At 65.9% G+C, this 24,604-nt stretch carries 22 protein-coding genes; 13 read left to right on the forward strand and 9 right to left on the reverse strand.

The window, feature by feature from the left end:
- Window positions 1-72 precede the first annotated feature (72 nt).
- Complete coding sequence (locus GKE56_RS13965) at window positions 73-273, forward strand: hypothetical protein (RefSeq protein ID WP_154685047.1); 201 nt, start codon at window positions 73-75, stop codon at window positions 271-273.
- Between the two features lie 770 nt (window positions 274-1,043).
- Here the strand turns inward: GKE56_RS13965 and GKE56_RS13970 are convergent.
- From GKE56_RS13970 to GKE56_RS13995, 6 genes are read right to left on the reverse strand one after another with little or no spacing between them, the layout of a single operon-like run.
- Window positions 1,044-2,546 (reverse strand): aldehyde dehydrogenase (NADP(+)), encoded by a 1,503-nt coding sequence (locus GKE56_RS13970; RefSeq protein WP_154685813.1) that lies wholly within the window; start codon window positions 2,544-2,546, stop codon window positions 1,044-1,046.
- A 19-nt stretch (window positions 2,547-2,565) separates the two neighbouring features.
- A complete protein-coding gene (locus GKE56_RS13975; protein ID WP_195908133.1) occupies window positions 2,566-3,327 on the reverse strand; it encodes an amidohydrolase in 762 nt (253 codons plus the stop codon).
- A gap of 47 nt (window positions 3,328-3,374) precedes the next feature.
- Entirely contained in the window at window positions 3,375-4,313 is a 939-nt protein-coding gene (locus GKE56_RS13980) for a carbon-nitrogen hydrolase family protein (protein ID WP_195908134.1), read from the reverse strand.
- 31 nt (window positions 4,314-4,344) lie between these two features.
- Window positions 4,345-5,616 carry an amidohydrolase family protein gene (locus GKE56_RS13985; RefSeq protein ID WP_154685050.1) on the reverse strand — a complete coding sequence of 424 codons (1,272 nt, stop codon included), beginning with the start codon at window positions 5,614-5,616 and terminating at the stop codon, window positions 4,345-4,347.
- A 27-nt stretch (window positions 5,617-5,643) separates the two neighbouring features.
- Window positions 5,644-6,471 (reverse strand): amidohydrolase, encoded by an 828-nt coding sequence (locus tag GKE56_RS13990; protein WP_154685051.1) that lies wholly within the window; start codon window positions 6,469-6,471, stop codon window positions 5,644-5,646.
- A 23-nt stretch (window positions 6,472-6,494) separates the two neighbouring features.
- On the reverse strand, window positions 6,495-7,373 hold the full coding sequence (locus GKE56_RS13995; protein ID WP_154685052.1) for an IclR family transcriptional regulator: 879 nt from the start codon (window positions 7,371-7,373) through the stop codon (window positions 6,495-6,497).
- Window positions 7,374-7,486: 113 nt separating this feature from the next.
- Between GKE56_RS13995 and GKE56_RS14000 the strand changes: the two genes are divergently transcribed.
- The 10 genes from GKE56_RS14000 (at window position 7,487) to GKE56_RS14045 (ending at window position 17,975) form a co-directional block, all read left to right on the forward strand.
- Window positions 7,487-8,464, forward strand: coding sequence for a 5-dehydro-4-deoxyglucarate dehydratase (locus GKE56_RS14000; protein WP_255424971.1), 978 nt, complete (start codon window positions 7,487-7,489; stop codon window positions 8,462-8,464).
- Window positions 8,465-8,489: 25 nt separating this feature from the next.
- Window positions 8,490-8,975: a RidA family protein gene (locus tag GKE56_RS14005; RefSeq protein WP_154685054.1), complete on the forward strand. Its 486-nt coding sequence runs from the start codon at window positions 8,490-8,492 to the stop codon at window positions 8,973-8,975.
- Window positions 8,972-10,147 carry a pyridoxal-phosphate dependent enzyme gene (locus GKE56_RS14010; RefSeq protein ID WP_154685055.1) on the forward strand — a complete coding sequence of 392 codons (1,176 nt, stop codon included), beginning with the start codon at window positions 8,972-8,974 and terminating at the stop codon, window positions 10,145-10,147. The genes GKE56_RS14005 and GKE56_RS14010 overlap by 4 nt, the downstream gene beginning before the upstream one ends.
- Window positions 10,148-10,159: 12 nt before the next feature.
- On the forward strand, window positions 10,160-11,776 hold the full coding sequence (locus tag GKE56_RS14015) for an ABC transporter substrate-binding protein (protein WP_154685056.1): 1,617 nt from the start codon (window positions 10,160-10,162) through the stop codon (window positions 11,774-11,776).
- Window positions 11,777-11,901: 125 nt separating this feature from the next.
- Window positions 11,902-12,813: an ABC transporter permease gene (locus GKE56_RS14020; RefSeq protein WP_195908135.1), complete on the forward strand. Its 912-nt coding sequence runs from the start codon at window positions 11,902-11,904 to the stop codon at window positions 12,811-12,813.
- Entirely contained in the window at window positions 12,810-13,709 is a 900-nt protein-coding gene (locus tag GKE56_RS14025) for an ABC transporter permease (protein ID WP_195908136.1), read from the forward strand. The genes GKE56_RS14020 and GKE56_RS14025 overlap by 4 nt, the downstream gene beginning before the upstream one ends.
- A 5-nt stretch (window positions 13,710-13,714) precedes the next feature.
- A complete protein-coding gene (locus GKE56_RS14030; RefSeq protein ID WP_154685059.1) occupies window positions 13,715-14,770 on the forward strand; it encodes an ABC transporter ATP-binding protein in 1,056 nt (351 codons plus the stop codon).
- Window positions 14,771-14,773: 3 nt separating this feature from the next.
- Window positions 14,774-15,883 (forward strand): ABC transporter ATP-binding protein, encoded by a 1,110-nt coding sequence (locus GKE56_RS14035; RefSeq protein ID WP_154685060.1) that lies wholly within the window; start codon window positions 14,774-14,776, stop codon window positions 15,881-15,883.
- Between the two features lie 101 nt (window positions 15,884-15,984).
- Complete coding sequence (locus tag GKE56_RS14040) at window positions 15,985-17,001, forward strand: aminotransferase class V-fold PLP-dependent enzyme (RefSeq protein WP_230209341.1); 1,017 nt, start codon at window positions 15,985-15,987, stop codon at window positions 16,999-17,001.
- On the forward strand, window positions 16,998-17,975 hold the full coding sequence (locus GKE56_RS14045; RefSeq protein WP_154685062.1) for a Gfo/Idh/MocA family protein: 978 nt from the start codon (window positions 16,998-17,000) through the stop codon (window positions 17,973-17,975). The genes GKE56_RS14040 and GKE56_RS14045 overlap by 4 nt, the downstream gene beginning before the upstream one ends.
- Before the next feature lie 75 nt (window positions 17,976-18,050).
- Here GKE56_RS14045 and GKE56_RS14050 read toward each other — a convergent pair whose 3' ends face one another.
- Complete coding sequence (locus GKE56_RS14050) at window positions 18,051-19,043, reverse strand: phosphotriesterase (RefSeq protein ID WP_154685063.1); 993 nt, start codon at window positions 19,041-19,043, stop codon at window positions 18,051-18,053.
- A 282-nt stretch (window positions 19,044-19,325) separates the two neighbouring features.
- Between GKE56_RS14050 and GKE56_RS14055 the strand changes: the two genes are divergently transcribed.
- Window positions 19,326-20,132, forward strand: coding sequence for an IclR family transcriptional regulator (locus GKE56_RS14055; protein WP_154685064.1), 807 nt, complete (start codon window positions 19,326-19,328; stop codon window positions 20,130-20,132).
- A 540-nt stretch (window positions 20,133-20,672) separates the two neighbouring features.
- Here the strand turns inward: GKE56_RS14055 and GKE56_RS14060 are convergent.
- Window positions 20,673-21,101 carry a GntR family transcriptional regulator gene (locus tag GKE56_RS14060; RefSeq protein ID WP_154685065.1) on the reverse strand — a complete coding sequence of 143 codons (429 nt, stop codon included), beginning with the start codon at window positions 21,099-21,101 and terminating at the stop codon, window positions 20,673-20,675.
- Between the two features lie 141 nt (window positions 21,102-21,242).
- On the opposite strand from GKE56_RS14060, the gene GKE56_RS14065 reads away from it, so the two are divergent.
- Entirely contained in the window at window positions 21,243-22,541 is a 1,299-nt protein-coding gene (locus tag GKE56_RS14065) for an alanine racemase (protein WP_195908137.1), read from the forward strand.
- 703 nt (window positions 22,542-23,244) lie between these two features.
- Here the strand turns inward: GKE56_RS14065 and GKE56_RS14070 are convergent.
- Entirely contained in the window at window positions 23,245-24,459 is a 1,215-nt protein-coding gene (locus GKE56_RS14070; protein ID WP_154685067.1) for an MFS transporter, read from the reverse strand.
- Between the last annotated feature and the right edge of the window lie 145 nt (window positions 24,460-24,604).

Below are 24,604 nucleotides of genomic sequence, written 5' to 3' on the forward strand. Positions count from 1 at the left end.
TCTGGACTTGCGCATCTCATTGCCGTCGGAGCCCATCGATCACCCAGAGCGTGGCTCAGCGGGCTCCCGGCGATGGTGGCTCGGCGCCTGGCGGACGCCGCGCTGTCGGCCGAGTCGTCGTTCGGTCTGCTTGGTGGGTATGCCGGCTGGGACGGGTCGAGCCCGGGAGAACCTGAGGGCGCAGGCCCGAATGACGGCTTCTTCCCCAAGCGGAACCGCCCGCTGCCCGATGGTGTCGGTACCTGGGACGTGCCTGGGCACGGGCCGCCCTAGCCACACAGCTGGGTGTTCGTGGGCCCCGTCGGATTCGAACCGACAACCTACGGACTCTAAGGGGGCGAGCAGGTACGGCTATCGACTACGTCTTGGGAGTCGCGGCTGACGCTCGCTGGCCCGTCGGGATCGCCGGCGGTCTGTGTTCATGTGTGAGCGTACGGGTGAGCGGTGGTGAGGTCGCTTCGAGCTCCCCGCCCACGAAATCGCGGCGCGCGCCCTTCGTCCCGAACTCCAGGCAAGGACATCAGCAGGAAGTGAGCGTGCACGCGCCCCACAGGGGGGCATGCCGTTTGTTTCAGGCGTGCTGTCATTCCGCGCGAGTAGCCGCGGATGTCCAGCCGGGGAAGGGATGCCGGTACGGGGACGAGGTACGTTTCCAAGGTGCTCCGGCGAGTCCACGTTGCGAATCTCGCCGAAGGATGGACCCCGTGCTAACAGGCGGGGTGTCACCTGAGTGCGCCCACCGAGTTGGCCCAGCACGGAGGGGCACGTCCGAGGTGACATGGGTTCACGGCTCGGGAGGTGTGCAGCACGGCGCATTAGGGGTCGCATCGGCGCCTGCGGCGCCTAGGCGGGCATCCCGAATGTGTGCGGGGATGCCTTCCTTAACTGATGTCCTTCGGGGCAAGAAGGAAGATGTGCCGGTAGGCCCATTCGGCGAGCAGCGTGCGGTTGAAGCGCTCTGTGTCCCCCGGCAAGCGGGGGACAGGCGCGGCGCGACGCCCTCCCCTCACGGTCCCTCGCGTCGTAGGGTGCAGGCTGGCGAGTCAGGCGTCGACGAGCGAGCCCCAGTGACGGGACGATCCGGCAGGGCTCCGATGCTGCACGACACCCCAAGGATTGTCGTCGCGGAGGGGCTCCGGCAGGAGCGCACGTGGGGTGTCTTGGTAGGCCACCCCACGCAGGAACCTGCCGATCGACGCGGTGCCGACCGACGTCGAGGAGTCATTGGTCGTGGCTGGCCACGGTCCGCCGTGCTGCATGGCGGGGGTAACGGCAACGCCAGTGGGCCAGCCGTTGATGATCACCCGACCGACCTGACTGGACAGGGCGCTCAGCAACTGGCGAAGGGCTGGCGTGTCCTCACCCGTCGCGATGTGCACCGTGCCGGTGAGGTTTCCGGCGAAGAGGTCCGCGCATAGCGCTGCGAGGTTCGTCTCGTCGTCGTACTCGACCACTATGGACAGTGGTCCGAAGGCCTCGTCGAGGAGGCGGTCTCGCTCTCCCAGAAGCGTGCTGACCGGAACGCTGACGATCGTCGGGCTGGCCCAGCCTTGGTCCTCGTTCTCGACGCGCAGAGAGCCTGCGGCGATGACCTTCACGCCGGCGGTTTCAAGGATTGCTGTCCGCCTGTCCCGGTAGCCGCGTGTGATCGATGAGTTGAGCAGTCGGTGCTCATCGACTGAGGAGGCAGAGTCGGCGAGTAGATCGGTCAAGCCGTGACCGCTAGGAAGGAACAGGAAGCCTGGCTTTGTGCACAGCTGACCGGCCGACCCAGAAACGCTGGTGACATACCCCTTTGCCAGCTGCGCCGCTCGCTCGGTGACGGCGGCCGCTGTGGCGAACACCGGGTTGACGCTACCTAGCTCCCCGAAAAAGGGAATCGGCTGCGGTCGCGCCGCCGCGATCCTGGCGAGGAGCTGTCCCACCCGGATGGAGCCGGTGAAGCTGGCCGCGGCGATTCGGGGGTCCTTCAGCAAGGTGACCCCCTCGTCCTCTCCATAGACCAGCTGAAGGGTTCCTTCGGGGGCATGCGCGGCGGTGAGGGCAGCGACGACGACCTCGCCCGTGCGGGCCGAGAGACGCGGATGCCCAGAATGGGCCTTGACGACAACAGGGCACCCAGCCGCCAGAGCCGAGGCTGTGTCGCCGCCGGCGATCGAGAAGGCGAACGGGAAGTTGCTGGCCGCGAAGTTGAGTACTGGTCCCACTGGCACCAGATATCGGCGTAGGTCAGGGCGCGCTCCCAGGGCGAACTCGGGGTCCGGCTCGTCGATTCGAACGTCTAGGTAGCCACCATCGAGGACTGTGTCGGCAAACAGCCGCAGCTGAACCGCCGTGCGGGTGAGCTCGCCGCTCAGCCGCGGTTCGCTCAGCCCCGTCTCCATGGAGCCGATTGCGACGAGCTCGGCGCTATGAGCGGTGAGTGCGTCGGCGATGGCGACAAGTGCTCGCGCGCGCTCGCGCGGTGGGGTCGTGGCCCACACCGATGCAGCAGCGCTGGCACGCGCGGCGATCTGGTCGAGGTCGTGCAAAGTGGCTGGGTGCATTGAGTTCTCCTGGGTGTTGTCAGGGACGGCCGAGGCGGAACAGACGCCGTGCCGTTCCGCCGAGAACCGCGACGCGGTCCTGTTTTGTGAGGAAGCCGAGCTGGGTCCTGACGAGGCGTGCGTCAACGGAGTAGTAGCCGTGTGGGGCTGCATGGCCCGCGCGGGCCCAGTCCCCGCTCCACATGATCCGCTGCGCACCGAAGGCAGCGAGACTTCGAAGCAGGTAGGGGTGTGCATCGCGATAGGGGAAGCTTTGGGTGCTGTAGGCGTGGAAGCCTGCCCAGAGCAGGTGGACGTTGGGGAAGGCGCTGAGCGCCATGAGGCGCTCGAAATCGGTGTCCGTGTCGATGCCATATGCGAAGAGGCCAAGGTGGTCGATCCGCACCTTGAGACTGGGAAGCTCCCTCAGCATCTCCGCGAACGAAGGGTGGACGAGCGACGCGACGGGTCCGCGGACGCTGGCGACCAGGCCGTTGGCCTCAATTGCGCGCCAGATCGCTAGCGGATCGTCACCGGGCGAGCGCGTGGACGCGCGTAGCCGCACGCCCCGGAAGGCCGGAAACGAGGCGGCGCGAGCGACCTCCTCAGGTGCTTGCGTTGAGGCGCAGTCGACCATCCCGATCACCGCCAGGTCAGATGGCGACGTGGCGGCACAGCGGAGCAGGTATTCGTTGTCGAATTCGCCGAAGTGCTGGGTCAGGACGGCTCCGCTGATGCCCGCCGCGCGCGCATATCGCTGGTACTCCTCGAACGGCGGAAAGGACGGCGGTCCTGCGTGCACGTGGCTGTCGACGATGTCGAAGGCCGCAGACGCGGGACAAAGGCCTGTCAAAGGTGTTCCGCGCGGTGGCGCCGCGCACGCGCGAGGTAGTCGTCGAGGAGCTCGAGGTCGAATTCTGCGACGATGTCCGTCACCGAAAAGTCGTTGGACTCGCTTGTGAGCAGGACGGGTCCGAGCCGCCCGGGGTCGTGAATGCCGACCCCTGGTCCGTACTTTCTCTTGATGTCGGCCAGCTTGGTCCAGTGCCCATCGAGGTGCAGGATCGCGTAGTCCAGATTCACCGTCTGGGTGACGTGCTCGAAGTAGTTGGTGCTCGTCGCCACCACCTCACCGAGCGGAGAGAGTATGGCGCTGGGCGCCGGGGGCCGCACGCAGGCCGCTAGGTACGCCCGCAGTGAGTAGGCCCAGTAGTTCTGCATGAGACCGCCGTGGTACTCGGAGCTGAACAGGAGCAGCTCCGGCTTCGCCTGCACGTAGGCCGTTCGCACCTCGTCGAAGTTGAGGTCGAAGCAGATCGCGGATCCAACCCGTCCGAAGTCGAGGTCGAAGCACTGTGCTCGCTGGCCGTAGCTCAGTCCCAGGGTTTCGTTCTCGTCGATGACAAGGAAGTTCTTGGCGTAGTCGCCCACGACCGCGCCCGAGCGGTCGAGGATCTGCGTGCAGTTTTGACCGATACCGTCGACGAACATGACCGCGGAGTATGCGATGTGGCAGCCGTTCTGCCGCGCGACCTCGGCGAAGTAGTCGCGGACGCGCGTGCCGCGGTGGTGGTAGTACTCCAGCAGGCGCTCAGGACCGAACGTGCTGGCCGAGGGTCGGTCGACAGTTTCCGGCAGAACGATGATGTCAGGCTGGTCTGGTAGGACGTCCTCCAGCCGACGCCCCCAGAAGTCGACCGTCCGCTCGACGATCTCCTCGAGGTCGGTGGCTGCATCGAACGGGAGCGGGGCAGCGGTCAAGCAGCTGACCGTGGTGTTGCGTGACACGAGGTCTCCTTCTTTCTCTGGGGCTTGAGGACTAGCGGAGGTCGTCGAGCAGGATCTGCCCACGGTCCACGACGAGCCGGCCATCTCTGTAGACCTGGTGGACCGCGCCGAGGCTCTGCGACACGTCCGTGCCCTCGAGGACGACCAGGTCACCGCGCAGCCCGGGCGCGATGAGCCCGACCTGGTCGGAGATGCCGAGGGACTTCGCCGCGTTGTGGGTCGCCATACCTACCGCCTGGGACGGAGTGACGCCGAAACCTTCGATGCCGCAGCGCACTGTCTCGTGGAAGCGTCGGAACGGAGTGAACCGCACGCCGGCATCGCTGGCGAGTGCGACATTGACACCGGCATCCATCAGCGCCTTGACCCAGCCGAAGTCGCTGGAGAGTCCTCCGGTTGGGGACGCGGCCAGTGCCGCGGCACGTTCGACGTCGGTAGGATCGGCATCAGGCAGTAGTGCGCGCTGGATTCCTGCGAGCGTCACCGTAACGGAGGTCGTGGACCCGCGAAGCAACTCGACGAGGGTTTCCGTCGGTAGGGGCAAACCCTCCCGGTCGCGCCAGAGACAGTGCTCGAGGGTGTCGACCCCCGCCTGGACGCTTCGTCTGATGCTCTCGGCGTTGAGGCTGTGCGCGGCGACCCTCCGCCCGAACCGATGAGCCTCGGTCACCGCAACCGTGAGTTCCTCCAGTGAGAACTGCGGGTCGCGCACGTTCGACTCGCGCGTCATGTTGCCACCGCTCGCCATGATCTTGAGCACATCCACGCCGGCGGTGCACAGCGCGCGCACGACCTTGCGTACCTCGTCTACGGAGTCGGCGGTGTTGCCGCACCAATGAAGGTGGCCACCTGTGGTGGTCAGGGGCGCGCCGGCGCTCTGTACGCGTGGCCCTGGCAGAGTGCCTGCCGCGATCGCGTCGCGGAGCGCCAGCACCACCAGTCGGGTGTCGCCGAGGTCGCGGACGGTCGTGATCCCTCCGAGGAGGCACTCAACCGCGTTGCGCGCGCCCGTTAGTGCGAGCTCCGCTGTCGAAGATCTCTGGAAAGTCGTGCGGGTAACCTCGTGGTCGCTCTCGCAGGTGAAGAGGAGGTGCACATGAGCGTCGATGAATCCGGGCGCAATCGTGTACTCGCTCAGGTCGATCGCGTCGGCCCTCAACTCGCCATCGAGGTCGATCCAGGGGATGACATGCTCGATAAGCCCATCTCGCAACCCGATTGCGGAGTCGGTGAGGGCGCCTCCGCCGTCGCCTGTCAGCACGGTACCGCCGCGGATCCAGATCAGGTCGTCACTCGTGGTCATTCTCGTCGTATGCCTTCCGGTGTCGGGTCAATCAGGGCCGAAGATGTCGTCGAAGTTGCCTGCGAACACTGCGTGGCGTTCGGCATCGCTCGCGCCCGCTAGCGCTAGGTCGGTGGGGGAGACGGAGGCCGAGTACGGCTCGTCGCGTGCGCACACTGGCCAGTCCGAGCCCCAAAGGACGCGGTGGCTTCCGAACGTGTCCAGTGCCGCCCGGAGGAATGGCACCAAGTCGGCGTGCGGCGCCGGGACACCGGAGAAGAAGCTGCTGTTGGGCGTCTTCACCGAAATGTTGGGCGCCTGGCTAAGCTGAAGCAAGGCCATGAAGCCTGCAGAGTCCGGGCTCGTTGAGACATCGGGCCTGCCGAGATGGTCGACGAGAACTGTGAGCTCTGGCTGCCGCACTGCGAGCTGCCTCACCATGACAAGCTGTTGCGGATGGGCGTGGACGACGACGACGGCGCCTCGTTCGCGGAGCATCCGCCAGAGGGGCTCAAGCCCCGCCTCGAGGACCGCTCCCGCTGCCTGCTCCGACACCAGGTTGATACGGATGCCCCTCGCGCCCGCGTCGACTGCCTTCGCAACAGCGCGATCCGCATCGGGTCGGGACCAATCAACCAGTGCGATGCCCACGAACCTGGTGGGGTGGGCGGTCAGGGCATCGAAGGTCGCCGAGTTGTCGCCGCCAACGTTGGACGGGGTGATGACGGCCGCCCTTGCCACACCCAAGCCCTCCATAGCATGGAGGAGGGCCCTGGCTTCGCTGCCGGGGGAAGCGCCCGTGGCCATGCCGACGTGGGTGTGCGCATCGTTGAGCTTGTTGAATCCGCGGTCGACTGCTCCCTGCGGCCCCGGCATGGTTGACGGTCACCAGGCCCGCCTCAGATTCTAGGAGCCGAGGGAATGACGGGTCCCACGAGCAGCTCGTCGCGGCCACTGCGCAAAGGAGCCGGCGCGAACCGCTCGATCTGGTCGCGCACGTCGGACATGACCGCGACGATTGTCTCGCAGCGTTCCGGGTTGAGCCGGGCGACTGGCACGGAACAGCTGATCGCGTCCATGGCCGGATTGGCGTAGCGCAGGGCGAAGCCGAAGCACTGCAAACCGAGCGTGTTCTCCTGGAGGTCCACCGAGTGGCCCCGCTGACGGGTGGCCTCCAACTCGGCTTTGAGTGCACCTACGTCGGTGATCGAGTTGGGGGTCAACCGCGGCAATGGTTCGGCCAGGAGGGCTTCGAGTGCCGCCCCGGAGCGCTCCGCGAAGAGCGCCTTCCCCATGGCGGTGGTGGAGGCTGGCAGCCGACGGCCCACCCGGCTGTACGGGCGCAGGTACTGGCTCGACTCCCGGGTGGCCAGGTAGACGATGTCGCGGCCGTCGAGTCGTCCGAAGTGAATGGTCTCGTTGAGCTGCTCGTTGGCGTAGTCGAGCGACGGCTGCACGAGTCGCAGGTAGGGATCGGCGTCTAGATAGCTTGTGCCTGTCATCAGAGCGCGAATACCGATGCCGTAAAGCGTTCCGGATGCGTCGGTCCGCACCCAGCCGTACTGGCACAGCGTTCGCAGAAGGGCGTACAAGCTGCTCTTCGGCACGCTGAGGGCTTCGGAAATCTCCCGCAGGCGGGTGGGTTCGTTCTGTCGTGCGGCCAGGAATTCGAGAACCAGCACCGTCCTGGCCGCGGACTTGACCTCGAGCACGCCCCCCTCGATGAGTCCCTCGGCGTCGACAGCGGGTTCGAGCGCAGAGATCGACTTGTCCGTCATGGGTGACCCCCCTCTCTTCTGAGTTTTCATTGACAATCACTGTCTCGTGGCTAGCATAGCAGCATGAGTACGAAGACGTCGTCTACATATAAAGACAACTCTCGGATGTCGACTTGCTGACCGGCACCTGCGATCCGCCAGGGTCGATCGGGGAACGCGCGACGGCCTTCTCTCTGCGGCTCCGTCAGCGGGCGCAGGACGGAGTCATGTCCTTTCCCTTGACGCCGTTCTCTGACGATGGCTCGGCCATCCGCCCAGATGCATTCCGCAAGCACGTCCGTCGGCAGATCGACGCGGGCGCTGCGGCGCTCTTCCCGTGTTGCGGGACCGGGGAGTTCTTCTCGCTCACCGAGGATGAGTACAGCACCCTTGTCGGCATCGCCGTCGACGAGGCAGCGGGCGAGGTCCCGGTCATCGCGGGAACGGGTTATGGCTGGGCGAGCGCGGCGAGATTCGCCGAGCGCGCCACAGAGGCCGGCGTCGACGGCCTGCTTTTGCTGCCTCACTACCTCGTGCGCGCGCCGCAGTCGGGTCTCGTCGCCCACGTTCGCCAGGTCGCGGACCGCACCGAGCTTCCCGTGGTCGTTTATCAACGCGAGCAGGTCTGGTACTCGGCTTCGGCGCTTCAGGAGCTGGCGAGCGTCCCCAACGTGATCGGTCTCAAGGACGGCCACAGCGACCTCGACCAGCTACAGCGGCTCCGCCTGGTGATGCCCGAGTCGTTCCTCATGTTCAACGGGGCCCAGACCGCCGAAATGCAGGCCAGGCAATACGCCAGCATCGGCATTGGGGCCTACTCCTCGGCAGTGCACGGCTTTGCGCCTGAGATCGCCACGACCTTCTTCCGCAGCCTCCGCGACGGCGACACTGAGCGGGTCGAGCTGCTGCTGCGCGAGTTCTACCTCCCCTTTGTGGAACTACGAGACCGACAGGTCGGCTACGCCGTCGCCCTCGTCAAGGCGGGCGCGCGACTGCGGGGCGAGGACATGGGACCGGTGCGAGCGCCACTAGCCGACCCCGCCGCCGGCGACCTCAATGACTTCGAGGCACTGATGCGCAGCGCCCTGGCCATAGTTGGAGCCGAACTGTGAACGCGCCACCTGAGCGGTGTCGGCGATGAACCCAGTTATTGCAGCCCGGCTCGCCACGGCAGGCGTCGAGCTCAGCGAGCCCTCTGCCCCGCGTTATAGCTACGTCGCGTTCACGGTGTCGGGGGAGATCGCCTACTTCTCGGGCAAGACCTCGATCGTCCCAGGATCCTTGCTCTCGGTCACTGGCAAGGCGGGTCGTGATGTGACGCCCGCGCAGGCGGGTGACGCGGCCCGGCTCTGCGCCATCAACCTGATGTCTGCGGTGGAGTTCGCCGTAGGGCTCGAGCGGGTTCGCAGCATCCTCAAGCTGACCGGCTTCGTCGCGAGCGTTCCGGAGTTCTCCGAACAGGCGGCGGTCGTGGACCACGCATCTCGTCTGCTCGTCAACGTCCTCGGCGAGGCCGGCCACCACGCGCGGACAGCGATAGGCGTTGCCGTGCTTCCAGGCAACGCCACCGTCGAGCTCGACGCAGTCATCCAGCTGACCGAACACGAGGAAGAGCGAGCATGAGGCACGAAGAGAACCGTACGACGAGGTTCGACGAGCAGATCGGCACCTATCGCACACGCCTCGAGACGCTGCCCCGCGTCGACCTGGCAACCCTCCCGACGCCACTGGACGCCTGCGCGAACCTCACCGCCTCGCTCGGCGGACCTCGGATCTGGATCAAGCGGGACGACTGCACCGGGCTCGCATTCGGCGGCAACAAGGTTCGCCAGCACGAGTTCGTGTTGGGAGCGGCACTCGCCGCAGGTGCGGACTGCTTCGTCCAGGGCGCCGCATCACAGTCCAACCATTCACGGCAGCTCGCCGCAGCCGGAGCGCGACTGGGTGTGGAGACTTACCTGCTCCCCAAGCGTGACCGGATGAGCAGCCCGGTCCAAGGCAACTACCTGGTCGACCACCTCCTCGGCGCGAAGATCACACCGATTGACCTAAGCGCGAGCACGATCGAGGCAAAGGCCAGGCTGGTCGAGGAACTTCGCGCTCAGGGTCGGCATCCGTACGTCACCGGCATGGGGGCAGACGAGAGCCTCGTGCTTGCCGCGGTCGCGTACGTGGAGGCCGCTTTCGAAATTGTCGAGGCGCTCCACGAGGCTGAGCTGCCCGACTGGATCTACACCGCGTCCCAGGGGAGCACCCAGGCAGGGCTGCTGGTCGGCTTCGAGATCCTGGGACTGTCCACACAGGTGCTCGGGGTCTGCCCCATGGACGACAGCCACGAGGCGTACCTCAGTCGGCAGCAGATTCTGGAGCTGGCACATGGCGCCGCCCGATTGCTGGGCTACGAGTCCGCGCTGACCTTGGACGACATCCTCACGACCGAGGAGTTTGTCGGCGATGGCTATGGCTTCACCACAGCCAGTGCTATCGAGGCGATCCGCACCGTTGCCTCAACCGAGGGCACGATGCTCGATCCCGTCTATTCGGGCAAGGCGTTCGCCGCCCTCCTGGCGCACGTTCGCAGCGGGAGGCTCGCGCCTGGTGCCAACGTCGTCTTCGTGCACACGGGCGGCCTGCCGGCGCTGTTCGCCTATGGCGATCTCATGACTGAACAGCCCAACCCGCCCCGTGACCTATCGGCCTCTGACAACGCGGCCCCCATAGCGGCCACGTCCAAAGGCCATCCGCATGACAACCCTGTGCTTGGGCACCGCGGTGCTTCTTCGAGCACCCCCTAGAGAGGTAGACCATTGAAGTTCTTCCACCGCACCCGCTGGGCCAGCCTTGCCGTATGTGCGACGGGCGCAACCCTCGTGCTCAGCGCATGCTCGACCGGGGCTCCGTCGGCCTCCGCTGGTACTAGTCGGCTCACCATCCAGGCAACCGAGCCCACCACCGGTTTCGACCCTGCCACAGCCGTGACCCAGGCCTCGTTGCGGCTCATCGAGCTGATTTACGAGCCGCTGATCGACTACGACAAGAATGGAACACTCCAGCCGGCAATCGCCGAGAAGTGGAAACGTGCCGCCGACGGTCTTTCGTACGACTTCAGCATCCGGCCAAATGCGCACTTCAGCGATGGTTCGACGATCACCGCCGAGGACGTGAAGTACTCAGTGCAACGGATGGCGAAGGGCGCGGCGCTGAAGACGGCTCTCGCCGACCTCACCGGTGTGACTGTCACGGCGCCGAACACCGTAAGGATCACCCTGTCCAAGCCGTCGCGGGTCATTCTCAACGCGCTGGCGACGACGGGGAGCGCAGCGATCCTTTCAGAGAAGGCAGTGGAGTCGAGCCCGAGCTACTTCACGAATCCGACGGCGACCTCTGGGCCTTGGACCTTGACGGAGATGGTTCCGAAGGACCACGCGTCACTCACCGCGAACCCTCACTACTGGAACAAGGGCTTTCCGAAGATCAAGAACATCACCTACTCCTTCGGCACGGACATCACGGCCATGGCTGCGGCGCTCGAGTCGGGAACCATCGACATGACCTACAACATGAAGCCGGCGGACGCCGTTCGCCTGAAGAAGTCGAATGCGATTCAGTACTTTGTGGCTCCGAGTGCCGGTCTCGTGATGTGGGGGATGGACAAATCGAAGGCACCGTTCGACGATGTCCGGGTCCGCCAGGCGCTCGCGTACATGGTCCCGCGTAAGCAGGCCATCGACACGTGTTGGAGCGGGGTCGGCGGTCACGCGTCTACCGGTGACCTGATCTACCCCGGAGACCCGCTGTACAAGGCGGGCGAGCAGCGCTTCGGCCTGTCATCGACGGACGCCCTCGCCAAGGCGAGCGCCCTTCTCGATCAGGCCGGTTGGAAGACCGGTTCTGACGGCGTCCGTGTCGCCCAGGGTGTCAAGGGTGCAGCGGACGGCACGAAGCTTGCGGTCAACGTGCCCTACGAGAACACCTGGCAGCAGGCCCGATGCAACACCGAGATGCTTCAGCAGAGCCTCAAGCCGCTAGGCGTCCAGATCACGCCACAGGCCTACGACTCGGCATCGTTCTACGGTGATGTCGCGAAGGGCAAGTTTGAGATGTACCACGCCGGCAACGCCTATGCGACAACTGACTCGTACTTCTCGCAGTCGTTCACATGCAACGGCTCGGTGACGAACCTGATGGCCAAGTGGTGCAACAAGGACGTTGACGCCCTCATCGCCCGCGCCCAGCAGGAGCCCGACCTGGCCAAGGCCGCAACGTTGTACCGGCAGGTCCAGGACATCATCCTCGACCAGCAGCCCATGATCGTGATCGGTTCGCAGTATGCCGTGATCGGCACCAGTCCGAAGCTCCAGGGCTACTACCCGAGGGCTGACGTCTCGAACCGTGGGCTCATCTACGCCTCGATGGGCAATTAGCCCCGGTGGGACCGGTGGGGCCGCCCGCCACGCCGCCGGTCCCACCGGTCCACCACCCGGGTTATTGACCAGCTCCCAACTGTCCGGAGGAAGCTTTGTTCCGATATGCGATGCGACGAATCGCTGTGGCTGTGCCCCTCCTGCTTGCACTGTCGATCGTCCTTTTCCTTTACATCCACCTGGTCCCGGGCGACCCCGTAGCAGGCATGCTCGGCCCTAACGGCAGCCCGGAGCTCGTCAAGCAGCTCCGCCACGCGCGGGGGCTCGACCTGCCCATTCCGGTGCAGTACTGGAATTGGCTTGGGGGTCTGTTCCACGGCAGCCTGGGTGTCTCCCTCGTGTCAAATCTGCCGATCGCGCCAATCGTGATTGCGCGCCTTCCGGCCACGCTGCACCTCACGCTCAGCGCGCTGTTCTTCACCCTGCTCCTCGGCCTGCCCACGGGGTTTCTCGCCGGCGTATACAAGGACAGGTGGCTCGACCGCATCCTCTCGCCGGTGGCGCTTGTCGGCCTGTCCATGCCGGTCTTCTGGGTGGGCACGCTGCTATTCCTTCTCCTCGGGGTGCAACTGCACTGGCTCCCCACGGCCGGTTACGTACCCTTCAACGAGTCGCCTGTGCAGAGCCTGCGCCTCACCCTGATGCCCGCGTTCACCCTGGGCTTCACCCTCGCGCCGTTCCTGGCCCGACTCACCCGCGCCGCCACCGTCGAGCTACTCCAGGAGCAGTTCATCGTCCAGACGACGGCCAAGGGACTTCGCCCCAGCACCGTATTGAGGCGCTATCTCGCGAGGAACACCATCCTGCCCGTGCTCAGCGTGATCGGGCTCCAACTGGGCACTCTCATCGGAGGACAGGTCATCGTCGAACAGCTCTTCAACTGGCCCGGCATCGGACGGCTCCTCGTCGAGGGTGCGGTGCAGAGGGACTATCTCATGGTCCAGTCGTTAATTCTCGTCCTCGCCGCCGTGTACGTTCTGGTGAACCTGGGCGTGGAACTGCTCCACGCATGGCTCGACCCCCGGGTGCGGCTGTGAAAGCCCTGCGGGAGCGCGTGACTGCGCGGCGAGTCCTCCTCGATGTTCCGCGGGGCGGCGTGCGGGCGATCACCCTGAGCGCAGTCCTCCACAACAAGCGTGCGCTATGCGGCGCCATCCCCGTGGCCGCAGTTCTGGCGCTGACGCTGCTCAGCCTGGTCTGGACGCCATACGACCCCATCGCGGCGCATGCCGGCCCTGCGTTCACCGCACCCAGCTGGCGGCATCTGGCCGGCACCGATGTCTATGGAAGGGACATCCTGTCCCGCATCATGGCCGGGTCACAGGCTTCTATTGCGGTTGCCTGCATCGCCGTCATGGCGGCCGCCGTCATGGGCTCGGTCATCGGCGTCGTCTCTGGATTCGTCGGCGGCAAGGTCGACCTCATCGCTACGCGCGTCGTCGACCTCATGCTCGCCATCCCCGCCCTGGTATTCGCGCTGGGCATTGTCGCGCTCCTCGGACCATCGGCGCAGTCCGTCGCGGTGGCCCTGAGCGTGGTGTATATGTGGCAGTTCGCCCGGGTCATCCGCAGCATCGTCATTTCGGTGCGGAACAAGACGTATGTCGAGGCGTCGCGCGGCCTCGGCGTCCCGGCTGCCGCGATCATTGCCAAGGACATCTTTCCCAGCGTTGTCCCGATTCTCGTAGTCCAGATCACCACGGCGCTGGCCTGGGGGATCCTCGACGAGGCGAACCTCGGCTTCCTTGGTCTCGGAGTACAGCCACCCTCGCCGTCCTGGGGATCCCTGCTCATCGAGGGCCGGGAGTACCTCTACGACGCCCCCTGGCTGCCGTTGGGCGCCGGCACGATGGTCGTCATCGCCGTTCTCGGGGTGAACCTTCTCGGGGACGGCCTGAGGGACATCATCGATCCGCGGACGGGAGAGAAGTGACAGCCATGAGAAGGACAAGCGAGGCCCAGCCGTCGGACAACGTCGAGCCCGGCACTGCCGCGAGCGGCGGTGGGCCCGTCATACAGGTCGAGCACCTGTCGGTCGCCTTCGGGTCGGGGCCGCGCGCGGTCCGGGCGGTCGACGACGTCTCGTTCAGCATCGGTCAGGGCGAGATCGTCGGGTTGGTGGGCGAGTCCGGCTCGGGCAAGAGCACGCTCGGCCTCGCCCTCCTGCGGATCGTGCCGGCCCCCGGTGTCAGCACCGGTCGCGTGGTGTTCGACGGCCGGGAGCTCGGCACGCTGAGCGAGCGGCAGATGCGCGCCCTTCGGGGTAACGAGCTCGCGCTCATCGTGCAGGACGCGCTGGCGACGATGAACCCGGTGACGAGGATCGAGGAGCAGATCGTCGAGATCGTGCGGGACCACGCTGGTGACACGCCATTTGACGTCGCAAACCTCAGGACTCGTGCGCTGCGGGCCTTGCGCTCCGTGCACCTGCCGAACGCCGAGCTCAACCTGCGGCGCTACCCACACCAGCTCAGCGGAGGGATGCAGCAGCGCGTCGCCATCGCACAGGGTCTCATCCTGGAGCCGAAGCTCATCATCGCCGACGAGCCCACGACTGCACTCGACGTGACGGTCCAGGCGCAGATACTCGCTCTGCTGCAGGAGGTTCGCGACACCCGAGGCACGAGCATCGTCTTCGTCACGCATGACCTGGCCACCGTCGCCGAAATCTGCGACCGGGTCATGGTGATGTACGCGGGCAGGATCGTGGAGGCGGGCACGGTGCGCGAGGTGTTCCAGCAGCCGAAGCATCCCTACACGCGAGCTCTGCTGAGCGGGTTGCTGCCGCTCGTGGGCGAGCCCCCCGAGGAGCTGGACGCCCTGCCGGGTCAGCCGCCTCGACCCGAGGACTGGCCGTCAGGCTGCCGGTTCCATCCGCGCTGTCCGCTGTACGAGCGTCTCGGGAAGCCAGACGTGTGTGCCCAGACCGACCCGGGAGTGGACGAGTCGCTCCCGCACTGGGGCGCCTGCCACTTTGCGATCCAGGAGGTCTGAGCCATGGAAGCGACATCGTCGGAGCGGGCTGCGGACCCAGTGTTCGTGGTCCGCAACGTGGGCAAGGTTTATGGCCGGGCGCGCCGCGGTCGCTCCGATGGCCGCGTCCGGGCGCTCGACAACGTCTCGATCGAGGTTCGTCGTGGCGAGGCGCTCGGCCTCGTAGGGGAGAGTGGCTCCGGCAAGACGACCTTGGGGCGGCTCCTGGTCGGCTTCGAGATGCCCACAACGGGCTCGGTGCAGTTCGAGGGTCAGGAGGTGGCCCGTCAAAGCCGAGCCGAGCGGGCTAGATTCCGCCAGACGGTGCAGATGGTGTTCCAGAATCCATTCGCGTCGCTCAACCCCTTCCGTACGGTCCGGGACGTCCTCTCCAGCTCGTTTCCGCGACGGCTGCCGCGGGCCGAGCTCCGCACGCGCCTCGTTGAGACCCTCGGCCGGGTGGGGATGCATGAGTCGATGCTGGACCGCTATCCCCACCAGTTCAGCGGGGGCCAGCGCCAGCGCATCGTGATCGCCCGGGCCCTGACCGTGCAGCCAGAGGTGCTCATCGCCGACGAGCCGGTCTCGGCGCTCGACGTGTCAGTCCAAGCACAGGTGCTCAACCTCTTCAAGGCCCTGCAGCGGGACCTCGGCCTCACCGTGGTGATGGTGACGCACGACCTGCGGGTGGTGAACTTCTTCTGCGACCGGATCGCCGTCCTCTATCTCGGCAGACTCGTGGAAGTCGGGCAGCGTGACGAGGTCATCAACCGGTCCTGGCATCCCTACACTCGCATGCTCATGTCGGCAGCGCCCAACGGTGACCCGGAGGTGCGCTCAACCCGGCCCTGGGTGAGCAGTGAGCTCGGCGCCGCCGCGCCCCCTGAAGGTGGGTGCATCTTCGCCCCACGGTGCTGGTTGCGCGAGCAACTCGGCAACCCAGAGCGCTGCGCGAGCGAGCGTCCGCCAGCCCGTGCCCTGACCCTGGCCGCCACTCCGTCTCCGGACCACGTCGTCGAGTGCCACTTCGCCGAGGACGTGCCGCACTACGCGGGCCTCGCCGACGCCGGCTTGGTCAAGGGGACCGCGACGCCGGGGAGCCCGGCCCTACCGGACCCGGGACTCCGCCGATGAGCTTGCCTCAGAACGTCACTTCGCTCTTCCCGGCCGCCGCTGAGGGGGTCTACCTCAACTCTGCGGCGGAGGGGCTGTTCCTCACCTCTCACCTGCAGGCGATGCAGCTCTATGCCTCGCTCAAGGGTCAGGGCTCGATCGGCCGGCCTGCTCTCGGCGCGATTGAGGACCAGGCACGTGGGCTCGCCGCGTCACTGCTGGACGTGGAGAGTCGCGACATCGCCTTCCTGGCGAGCACGTCGCGCGGCATGGATGTCGCGCTCCGGTCGGTCGACTGGAAGCCCGGCGACAACGTGGTCTTCGGCGACGGAGAGTTCCCCACAGTCGCGTTCGCCGCAGGTCTGCTCGCGGCCCGTGGGGTCGAGCAGCGCGTTGTCGCGATGCAGGGCGAGATCATCACGGAGGCCGACATCGTGGCCGCCATCGACGAACACACCCGGTTGGTAGTCGTCAGCCTCGTGAGCTACAAGAACGGCCAACGACTCGACGTGCACTGGATCACCGAGAGAGCCCATGAACGGGGTGCCTTGGTCTTTGTGGACGCGGTCCAAGCACTCGGCACGGTCCAGGTGTCGGCGAGAGGACTCGACTTCCTTTCCGCGGGTACCTTCAAGTGGCTGCTCGGTAGCCACGGAGTCTCCATCTTCTACGCCAGCCCCGATCTTCCCGGCTCGCTGTCCGCGCCATACGTCGGCTACCGCGGCGTCCAGGAGCTCTTCCCCAGCGGAGGGCCGTCCACGGTCGCGCTTTGGCCGGATGCTCGCCGCTTCGAAGAGGGTATGCCCAACCATCTAGGCATCTGTGTCCTCGCGAACGCACTTCGGTTCGTGCTCGACGTCGGGGTGGCGGAGATCGAGGAGCACAACCTTGCTCTTGTCGCCCGTACCCAAGAAGGGCTCGGCCACCTCGGGATCGCCGTCCTGGGTGGCGCAGCCTCGGCGACTGGATCGATAGTTGCGTTCGAGACGGAGAGGTTCGCGGAGATCGACCGACACCTTGCTCGACTGGGGACGACCGTCTGGGCCAGGCAGGGCAGGGTGCGAATCTCGCCGCACGTGTATAACACCACCGAGGATATCGACACGCTGCTCCAGCAACTCGGCGAGCTCAACCCATGACGGGCATCGCGATCGTCGGTGCCGGGCGCATTGCGCAATGGCATGCGCTGGCGGTCGACCGAGAGCCGCGTGCGCACCTGGTCGCCGTCGTTGACCATGACCTGGCTGCAGCGGAGGCGCTAGCGGTTCAGTTCGGAGCGCAGACCGCAACCACGCAGCTGGGCCCTGTGTGTGCGCTGGAGGCCGTCGACGTAGTGATCGTCTGTGCGCCCACTGCCCGGCACCACGAGATCGCCCTCCTTGCCATCGCCCACGGCAAGCACGTTCTCGTCGAGAAGCCGCTCGCGACGTCGCTCGGTGAGGCGGAACAGATGGTTCGTGCGGCGGAGGACGCCGGCGTGCAGCTCATGAGCGGACAGACCCTGAGGTTCATGCCGATGTTCGTGTGGGCCAAGGAGTTCATCGATGCCGGACACCTGGGGACGCCCATCCAGGCCATCGAGCGGCGGTTCACACACCGGCTTGACAACTTTCCCTGGTGGAAGGATCTGCCAAACTTTCTCGTGGCGCACTGGGGTTCACACTCCCTCGACCTCATCTCGTACCTGATCGACGACACAGTCACAACGGCGGTCTGTGACGCTGCGTCGGTCGTCAGCGACTTCGGGATCGTCGACGATTTCAACCTGCAGCTCCGGTTTTCCCGGGGCGCACGCACGGGGATCCACATGTCGTTCAGCTCACGGGCGCCGGTCCATGACATCGTGCTCATCGGACAGGATGCGACCCTCGACTTCTCCTGCTACCGAACGGTCAGGGTGAACGGCGAGACGGCCTTCGACCTGCCCGAGGACGACATGCTCCAGGCCGCCTTCACTGCCGAGCTGGCCAACCTCCTCGATGCCATTGCTGGCATTGCCGCCCTCCGTTCGTCGGGTCGCAGCGTTCTCCCCAGCTATGCGGCACTGGATGCTGCTGAGCGCTCGATCGCCAGTGGGCAGGTGGAGTACACCCAGGCCAAGGAAGCAAACTAGCGCTGTGGCCGTTGGCTGATTGGTCGGGCCACACGCCTTGGCAGATCGGCGATGGTGTCTGCCTCAGGACTCCCCCTATGAGCAGAGGGCGCGCTGGGGGTTTGCGCGCACCAACTGGTCCACCTCGGCGGGGTCGAGCCCGGCCTCGACCAGGAGCGGAAGAAAGTCCGTGAGCAGGTAGGTGTAGCCACACCCGCCGTTGACCCGCAGGTGGTCCTTGAGGCACACGTCCTGGGACAGGAGCACCTGTCCGAGGTATCCCGCAGAGACGAGGGCCATGATCTGGCGGACCGAGCGCTGTACGGTCATGGGCGGCCCGCCTCGGAGCGTGTCGAACTGGACATAGGCTCCGCGGGACGCGAGGTCGAGATGGTATTCCGTGAGGTCGATCGTGGAGCAATGGCCGATGATGATGCGGTCCGGCGCTACCCCTTCCGCGGTGAGCAGCTCGAAGAGGTCGCCCCCCACCGGCCACTTGGACGCATGGGTGGTGACGGCGACACCCGTCTGGACCTGCGCACGTGCAGCGGCGCGGATCGAGCGCTCCTCCCGAGCGGACACGAACCACTTGTCGGCACCCACCTCCCCGATCACGCCCGCCCGGACCGAGGTTCCCGGGAACCCCTCCGTGAGGTCCAGCATGATTCGTTCGGCGAGCGTGTCCACCCCGTGGCGGTCCAGCGGATCGGCGCTGAGGTACGGGTCTCGGTAATGGCCCGTGCCCAGAACGACGTTGACCCCTGTCTGGCGCGCGAGGTCGGCGAGCCCGAGCACGTTGTTGACCGAGCGACTCCCGCCGTCGGGACAACCGCTCGCGCTGGCACCGCCATACAGTCCCCGCGGGTCAGGGGAGGCCCCAGCGGTGAGCTCGGCAGTCGTCAGCTCGACGAGCGTGGTCCCGCCCACGCTGGCGAATGCCGCCAGCTCCGCGGCCATGACCGCGTGGTCGTTGAGCAAACCGTTGGCCCGGTCCTCGCTCAGCTCGTTAATGAAGATGTGCTCGTGTGGTAACACGATCCCCAGGTCCTCTGCCTGGACAGGACCCGAGGTCGTCTGGACCGCCGTCATACCGACCTCGCGCGGAGCTGCTCATACTCGGCGAAGAGGTCCCCGGGAGGAGCGAGGAGGGGCTCGATTGCCTGCCAGGCATGAGCGCTACCCAGGCTTGTTCATCATCGAAGACCTTCCAAGATGGCGTGCTCCATGGTTGTTCCTCTTCGTGTGAGACGGAGCTTTCGTTCACCGGCGTGGTTCGTATACATGAACCGGAGCCCGCAATGATGAACTAGTAGCCCGATGGTAAGTTCGTGGTTCACGACGCGTCAAGACCTCGTTCAGGGGAGATCGGTCATGGCAGAACTCGCCGAGAACGGCGCCGAACTCGCAGCACCGGAAGGGCGAACCGCGGACCAGGTGAAGTCGGGCCATCGCACCCTGCTCATCCTCGAGGCGCTCGCCGCAGCGCCAGGCCCGATGGCCTTCACCGAGCTCCGGATTCAGCTGGGCGTTCCCAAATCGAGCCTCCACGGTCTGCTCGGCACCCTGGTGGCCGCCAACTGGGTCACCATTGACGCGCGGACCGGGATGTATGGCGTTGGCCCCCGGTCGCTTCGGGTGGGCGCGGCCTACCTGGAACGAGACCCTGTAGTGATGGCGGCCAGCCCTCTGCTTGCACATCTGCGCAACCAACTGGACGAGACGGTGCACCTGGCGCGCCTCGACGGTCCCGATGTCGTCTACCTGGTGAGCCAGGAGTCGAAGCATCACTTGCGCAGCGTCTCCCGGATTGGCCGTAGCCAGCCCGCCTACGCGACGTCCTTGGGGCAGGTTCTGTTGGCGCAGCGGTCGATCGACATCGTCAGGGGGCTACTGCCCCAGTCCATGACGCCGTTGACTGCGGACACGTTGACGTCCCCGCAAGGCCTCATCGAAGCCTTGGCTGCAGTCCGAGAACGCGGATGGGCCATCGAGCGGGGGCAAAACACGCCCGGACTGGGCTGTGTGGCAGTGGCCGTGCCGGGCCGTCACCCGGCGATCGATGCGATCAGCTGCTCCGTGCCGCTGAACCGGCTGACCGATGATCGCGTCGACCACATCGTCGATGCCCTTGTGGGCTGTGCGGGAGAAATCGCTCTGTCAGCTCCGGGGTCGTTCTGACGAGGGAAGCCCGGCTGTCCTTCGTCTGTACACCTACGACGGCCACTGACAGGGTGACGTGCTCGACCGCAGGACCTGGGAGTACGAGCTCAGATGCGGGTGCGGCTGGGCGGCTCCACGTTGGTGTACCAAAGTAGAACACTCCAGGCGCGTGATGGCGGCGGATCGTGGTGCGCATGAACAGGAACCACCCCACCTGGCACCACTTCGCCCTAGTTGCCAGGACCGACCTTCACCACCCGAGAGTCTGCCGTAGCGCCTCGGGCACCTGGACCTGGAGGTGCGGTTGCGGGGGCGCCTCGCGCCGGACTGCTTCGTGCCCCTTCACGTGGCATGAGGCGTTCGCCGGTGCCCTCTACCACGCGCTGTCAGTCGCAGCCTGAGGATGCGACTGGCCACGATGCGCTGTGGTCTGGCCATCGTGGACGCCGGCGGCTGGCCGGAAACTGCTCTCTCGACCCCGGTGGGGGCCGTAGTCACTTCCGCCTGACCCGCCGGGAGGGTGAACCTCGCCGATGAAGTGACGGCGGCACGAACGTCTCAATCGGCAGTGTCGGAAGGGTCGGTACGGAAGAAGTTGGCAGCGGTGGGTGTCTCGAGCGAGGTAGGCACGTGGCGCAGGTGGACCTGGAGCAGCGCCTTGGCATCCTCTGCCTGGCGTCCTTTCATCGCCTCGAGAAGCATCCAATGCTCCAGATCGGACACGTTCCGCATTCCCGGGGTGAGGTTGAAGGCCGCCCGGTAGCGCTGGGCGACGTCGAGAAGTTGCTCGATCGTGCGCAGAAGTCGCGGCATAGGGAGCAGGCTGTACCACAACCAATGGAACTCTCGGTCCAACTTCAACCACTCCGGGCTGCCGTCCGGGACGTGGCTTATCTTCTGCAACAGTTGCTCCGCGGTGGCGATGTCGAACTCCGTCACTCGCTCCACGGCAAGCGCCATTGCCATGGGCTCGAGTGCCTCGCGCATTCGGTACACCTCGCGGAGCTCGGCGAAGTCCAGAGAGGCGACTCGGGCTCAAGGCAGCGGCCAAGGTCGCCGAGCTGCGAGACCCGAACTGGCTGCCCAGGCGTAGCGATGAGTAATGGAGGTCCCCAGCCGGGTGACACCGTGAGTCCCGAGCAGCGATTGGACCTGCGGCGCATCCTGGAGCTGCCCATCGACGAGCAGTACAAGGGTTTCCCGCGCACCGACCCGCCGCTACGCATCTCGGACGTTGCAACGCAGCAATGGAACGCGTTGGAGGCGCCGTTCAGCACGCCGCTCATGGTGTTGAAGAACGATGCTCTTCGGCACAACATCCACGTGATGCGTGACTACTGTGCGCGGCACGGCCTTAGCCTCGCACCCCACTGCAAGACCCCGCTGTCCCCGCAACTTGCTCAACTGCAGTTGGAGGCTGACGCGTGGGCCCTCACGGTTGCGAATGTCGACCAAGCCCGCGTTCTCCGCCGGACTGGAGTCGCCAGACTGCTCATCGCCAACGAGGTCGTGGACAAGGCGTCGGCCCACTGGCTGGCAGAGGAGATGCGTCGCGACCCTAACCTCGAGATGTTCTGTCTCGTCGACTCCGTGGAGGGCGCTCGCCTGCTACACGAACAGCTAGCCGCGTGGAGACCACGGCGACCGCTCCCTGTGCTCCTTGAGCTCGGCATACCCGGCGGCCGTTGTGGTTGTCGGACCGTGGACGACGCCCTGCATGTCGCTGACGCGGTGGCGACGCTAGACACCCTGGCACTGGCCGGAGTGGAGGTATACGAGAACCTCTTTCCCCTCGGGAACGTCGATCACAACATCACAGACATCACCGCCCTGATGTCACAGTTCCGCGAGCTGACACGGCGGCTGGATGAACGCGGTGCGTTCACGTCAAGGAGCGAGATCCTCCTGACCGGTGGCGGCAGCATGTGGTTCGACCTTGTGGTTGAGGGCCTCGACGACCTGCACTCCTTGTCAAAACCCGTGCGGAAGGTCTTGAGAGCGGGCGCGTACCTGACCCACGATGCGGCCAACTACGCGGAGTACTCACCGCTGGGGAGGCGCAACATCGGGGAAGGCGCCCTGCGTCAGGGCCTTGAGCTCTGGGCGCGGGTCATGTCCACGCCCGAGCCCGGTCTAGCGATTCTCGACTTCGGGAAGCGGGACGCAGCGCATGATCGTGGCTTTCCCATCCCCTTCGCGGGAAGGATCCGACAGCTCTTCCAGACGCTCAGCCCCAACGAGTACGAGGTGCTCCATCTGAACGACCCTCACGCCCGACTCCGTACGCCCCATCCCTCGGAGCTACGGGTGGGCGACCTCGTTGGCTGTCACATCTCCCACCCGTGCACATCCTTCGACAACTGGCGTCTCGTCCCCTTGGTCAACGACGACTACACGGTCGTCGACGCCATCCGCTCGTTCCTGTAACCGGCTTCCCATTTCAGTTGCGCCTTGTGAGCACCGTGAAACGTGCGGGGTCGGCGATTGCTTGAGAACCGAGGCCAACGCTGAACATCCAACGTCGCTGAAGCCCAGGAATGGGCTATACGCCAATTGGTCGTTACGCCCTGACCTACGATCTCATATCGGCATTAGGGCATCGATCCCGATGACCCCAACGAGGATTTCAACGGCTATCGATCCTCCCAGACGGACGCGACGGTCAAATGGCCCCTACATGGTGGTGGCACCGGCGGCAGGGCCACGCAGCTCAGGAGTAGCACGGCTGTCCAGAGGAAGTCGTCTCGGGTAAGGGCCTCGATGGTGCGGCCGACGTACGCCTCGGCTTCGGCAACGCGCCCGTACGGGTCTCAAATTGGGACACCTCGATCCTAAAGTCCATTCCCACACTGGTGACACGGTGCATAGGCACTCCCCGGGAGACGGGCGGAACAGTAAGGGCCGAGTTACGGCTAGAGAGACGTCGGGAGAGATCGTGAACAGGTTCGCCTACGGGCTTATGGATGGCCAGGTTTTCGCGTGGCAGGTTCGACACATCACGTGGTGCAGCGTCTGTGAGGAGCGGGAGAGCACGTCCCGGTGCGGTCTGTGCGCACGCTGTGATGCAGACTCGAGGCTGCTGGTGCTCAGCGCGCTGGGAGCAGTGCCAGAGCCCTGAATCGAGATGTGCTCACGCTCGACTGGACCGAAGCTCTCCGCCGGCAGCCGTGCTGGTCCGGTGGCCCTCGCGCTCAGTCAGAAGCAGGACCATCCGCGCGCTGATTACGAGTGCGACTGAGACGAGAAGGACGAAGGCGAGCATGGTGTAGCGGGCGGCCACGAACTGCGTGGCGACCCCCAGGGCGAGGACAGGCACCGAGAGGCCGACGTATGCGCCGAGGAAGTAGCCCGCCAGTACCTCGGCACGTGCCCCGCGTGGAGCGCTCGACCCGGCAACGGTCAACGCGCCTCGAAAGACCAGGCCGCCGCCAGCTCCGGTGACGACGCCCCCGACCGCGAAGAGCCCCAGACTCGGGAGCCACATCCCCGCGACCAGCATCACGAGGCCGGTGATGAGCAGGGACAGGCCGACATGCAGCATGTGCCGTAGTCCCAGACGGCTCAGGGCCACTTGGGCCACGGCGCCGGAGGCGAAGACCACGAACGCCATCGCACCGGCGAGTGCATGCGAGGTCTCATGCAGCGTCCCAGCGAGGAAACTGGGCACCAGGGAGTTGAACACTCCGAAGACCGCGAACGACGCGAGGCCGCCGGCTGTCGCCGCGAAGAAGACGCGCCGCGCGGCAGCTGGCACCGCGATCTGCTGGGGCCGCCACCGGGGCGCGGGCACCGGTCGGTCGGTGGTTTCCGGTGACAGCGCTACCAGAAGTGCGAGCATGAGCAGCAAGGCTCCGAACACGTAGTACGGCAGCCGCAGGGGCTGTGGCGCGAACTGAGCGAGGAGCCCGGCGATCAGTGGGCCGACGCCGATGCCGCCGAGATTCGCGGCTGTCGCCACCACCTGCCCGCGGCGTTCGCCGCGCTGTGCGGCTGACGTGCCGACATGCAGTTCGGAGATGTATGCCGTCGCAGTCGCCGTGGTCAGCCCTATCGACAGACCGGAGATCACCCTGGCCAGAAGAAGTCCTGGCAGGCTCGGTGCCACGACGAAGATCGCTGCGGCGAGAACGTTCGCCAGGAGGGACGGGACCAAGACCCGCTTGCGGCCGACCCAGTCCGAGATGTGCCCTCCGAGGAAAAGGCTCCCGATGACGCCCACGGCGTAGACCGCGTACACGACGGTGATCGTGATAGTCGAGAAGTGGTCGCGCTGCTGGTAAAGCACATAGAGCGGGGCTGGGACGGCCGAGAAGCCCATGTTGACCAAGAAGGCAGCGGCAGCCACCCAGAAGCCGAACGAGTGGTGGCGTGCGGAGGCGGGGGGACGTCTCGTCCCAGATGTGGACGGTGCCGAGATGGTCACAAGGGCTCCCTTGGTCGTGGTTCCTTCCACGATCCAGGGCTCCAGTTATGCTGTCCAACGAAGATAT

This window comes from Nostocoides sp. HKS02 (assembly GCF_009707485.1).
In the GTDB taxonomy this organism is placed as follows: domain Bacteria; phylum Actinomycetota; class Actinomycetes; order Actinomycetales; family Dermatophilaceae; genus Pedococcus.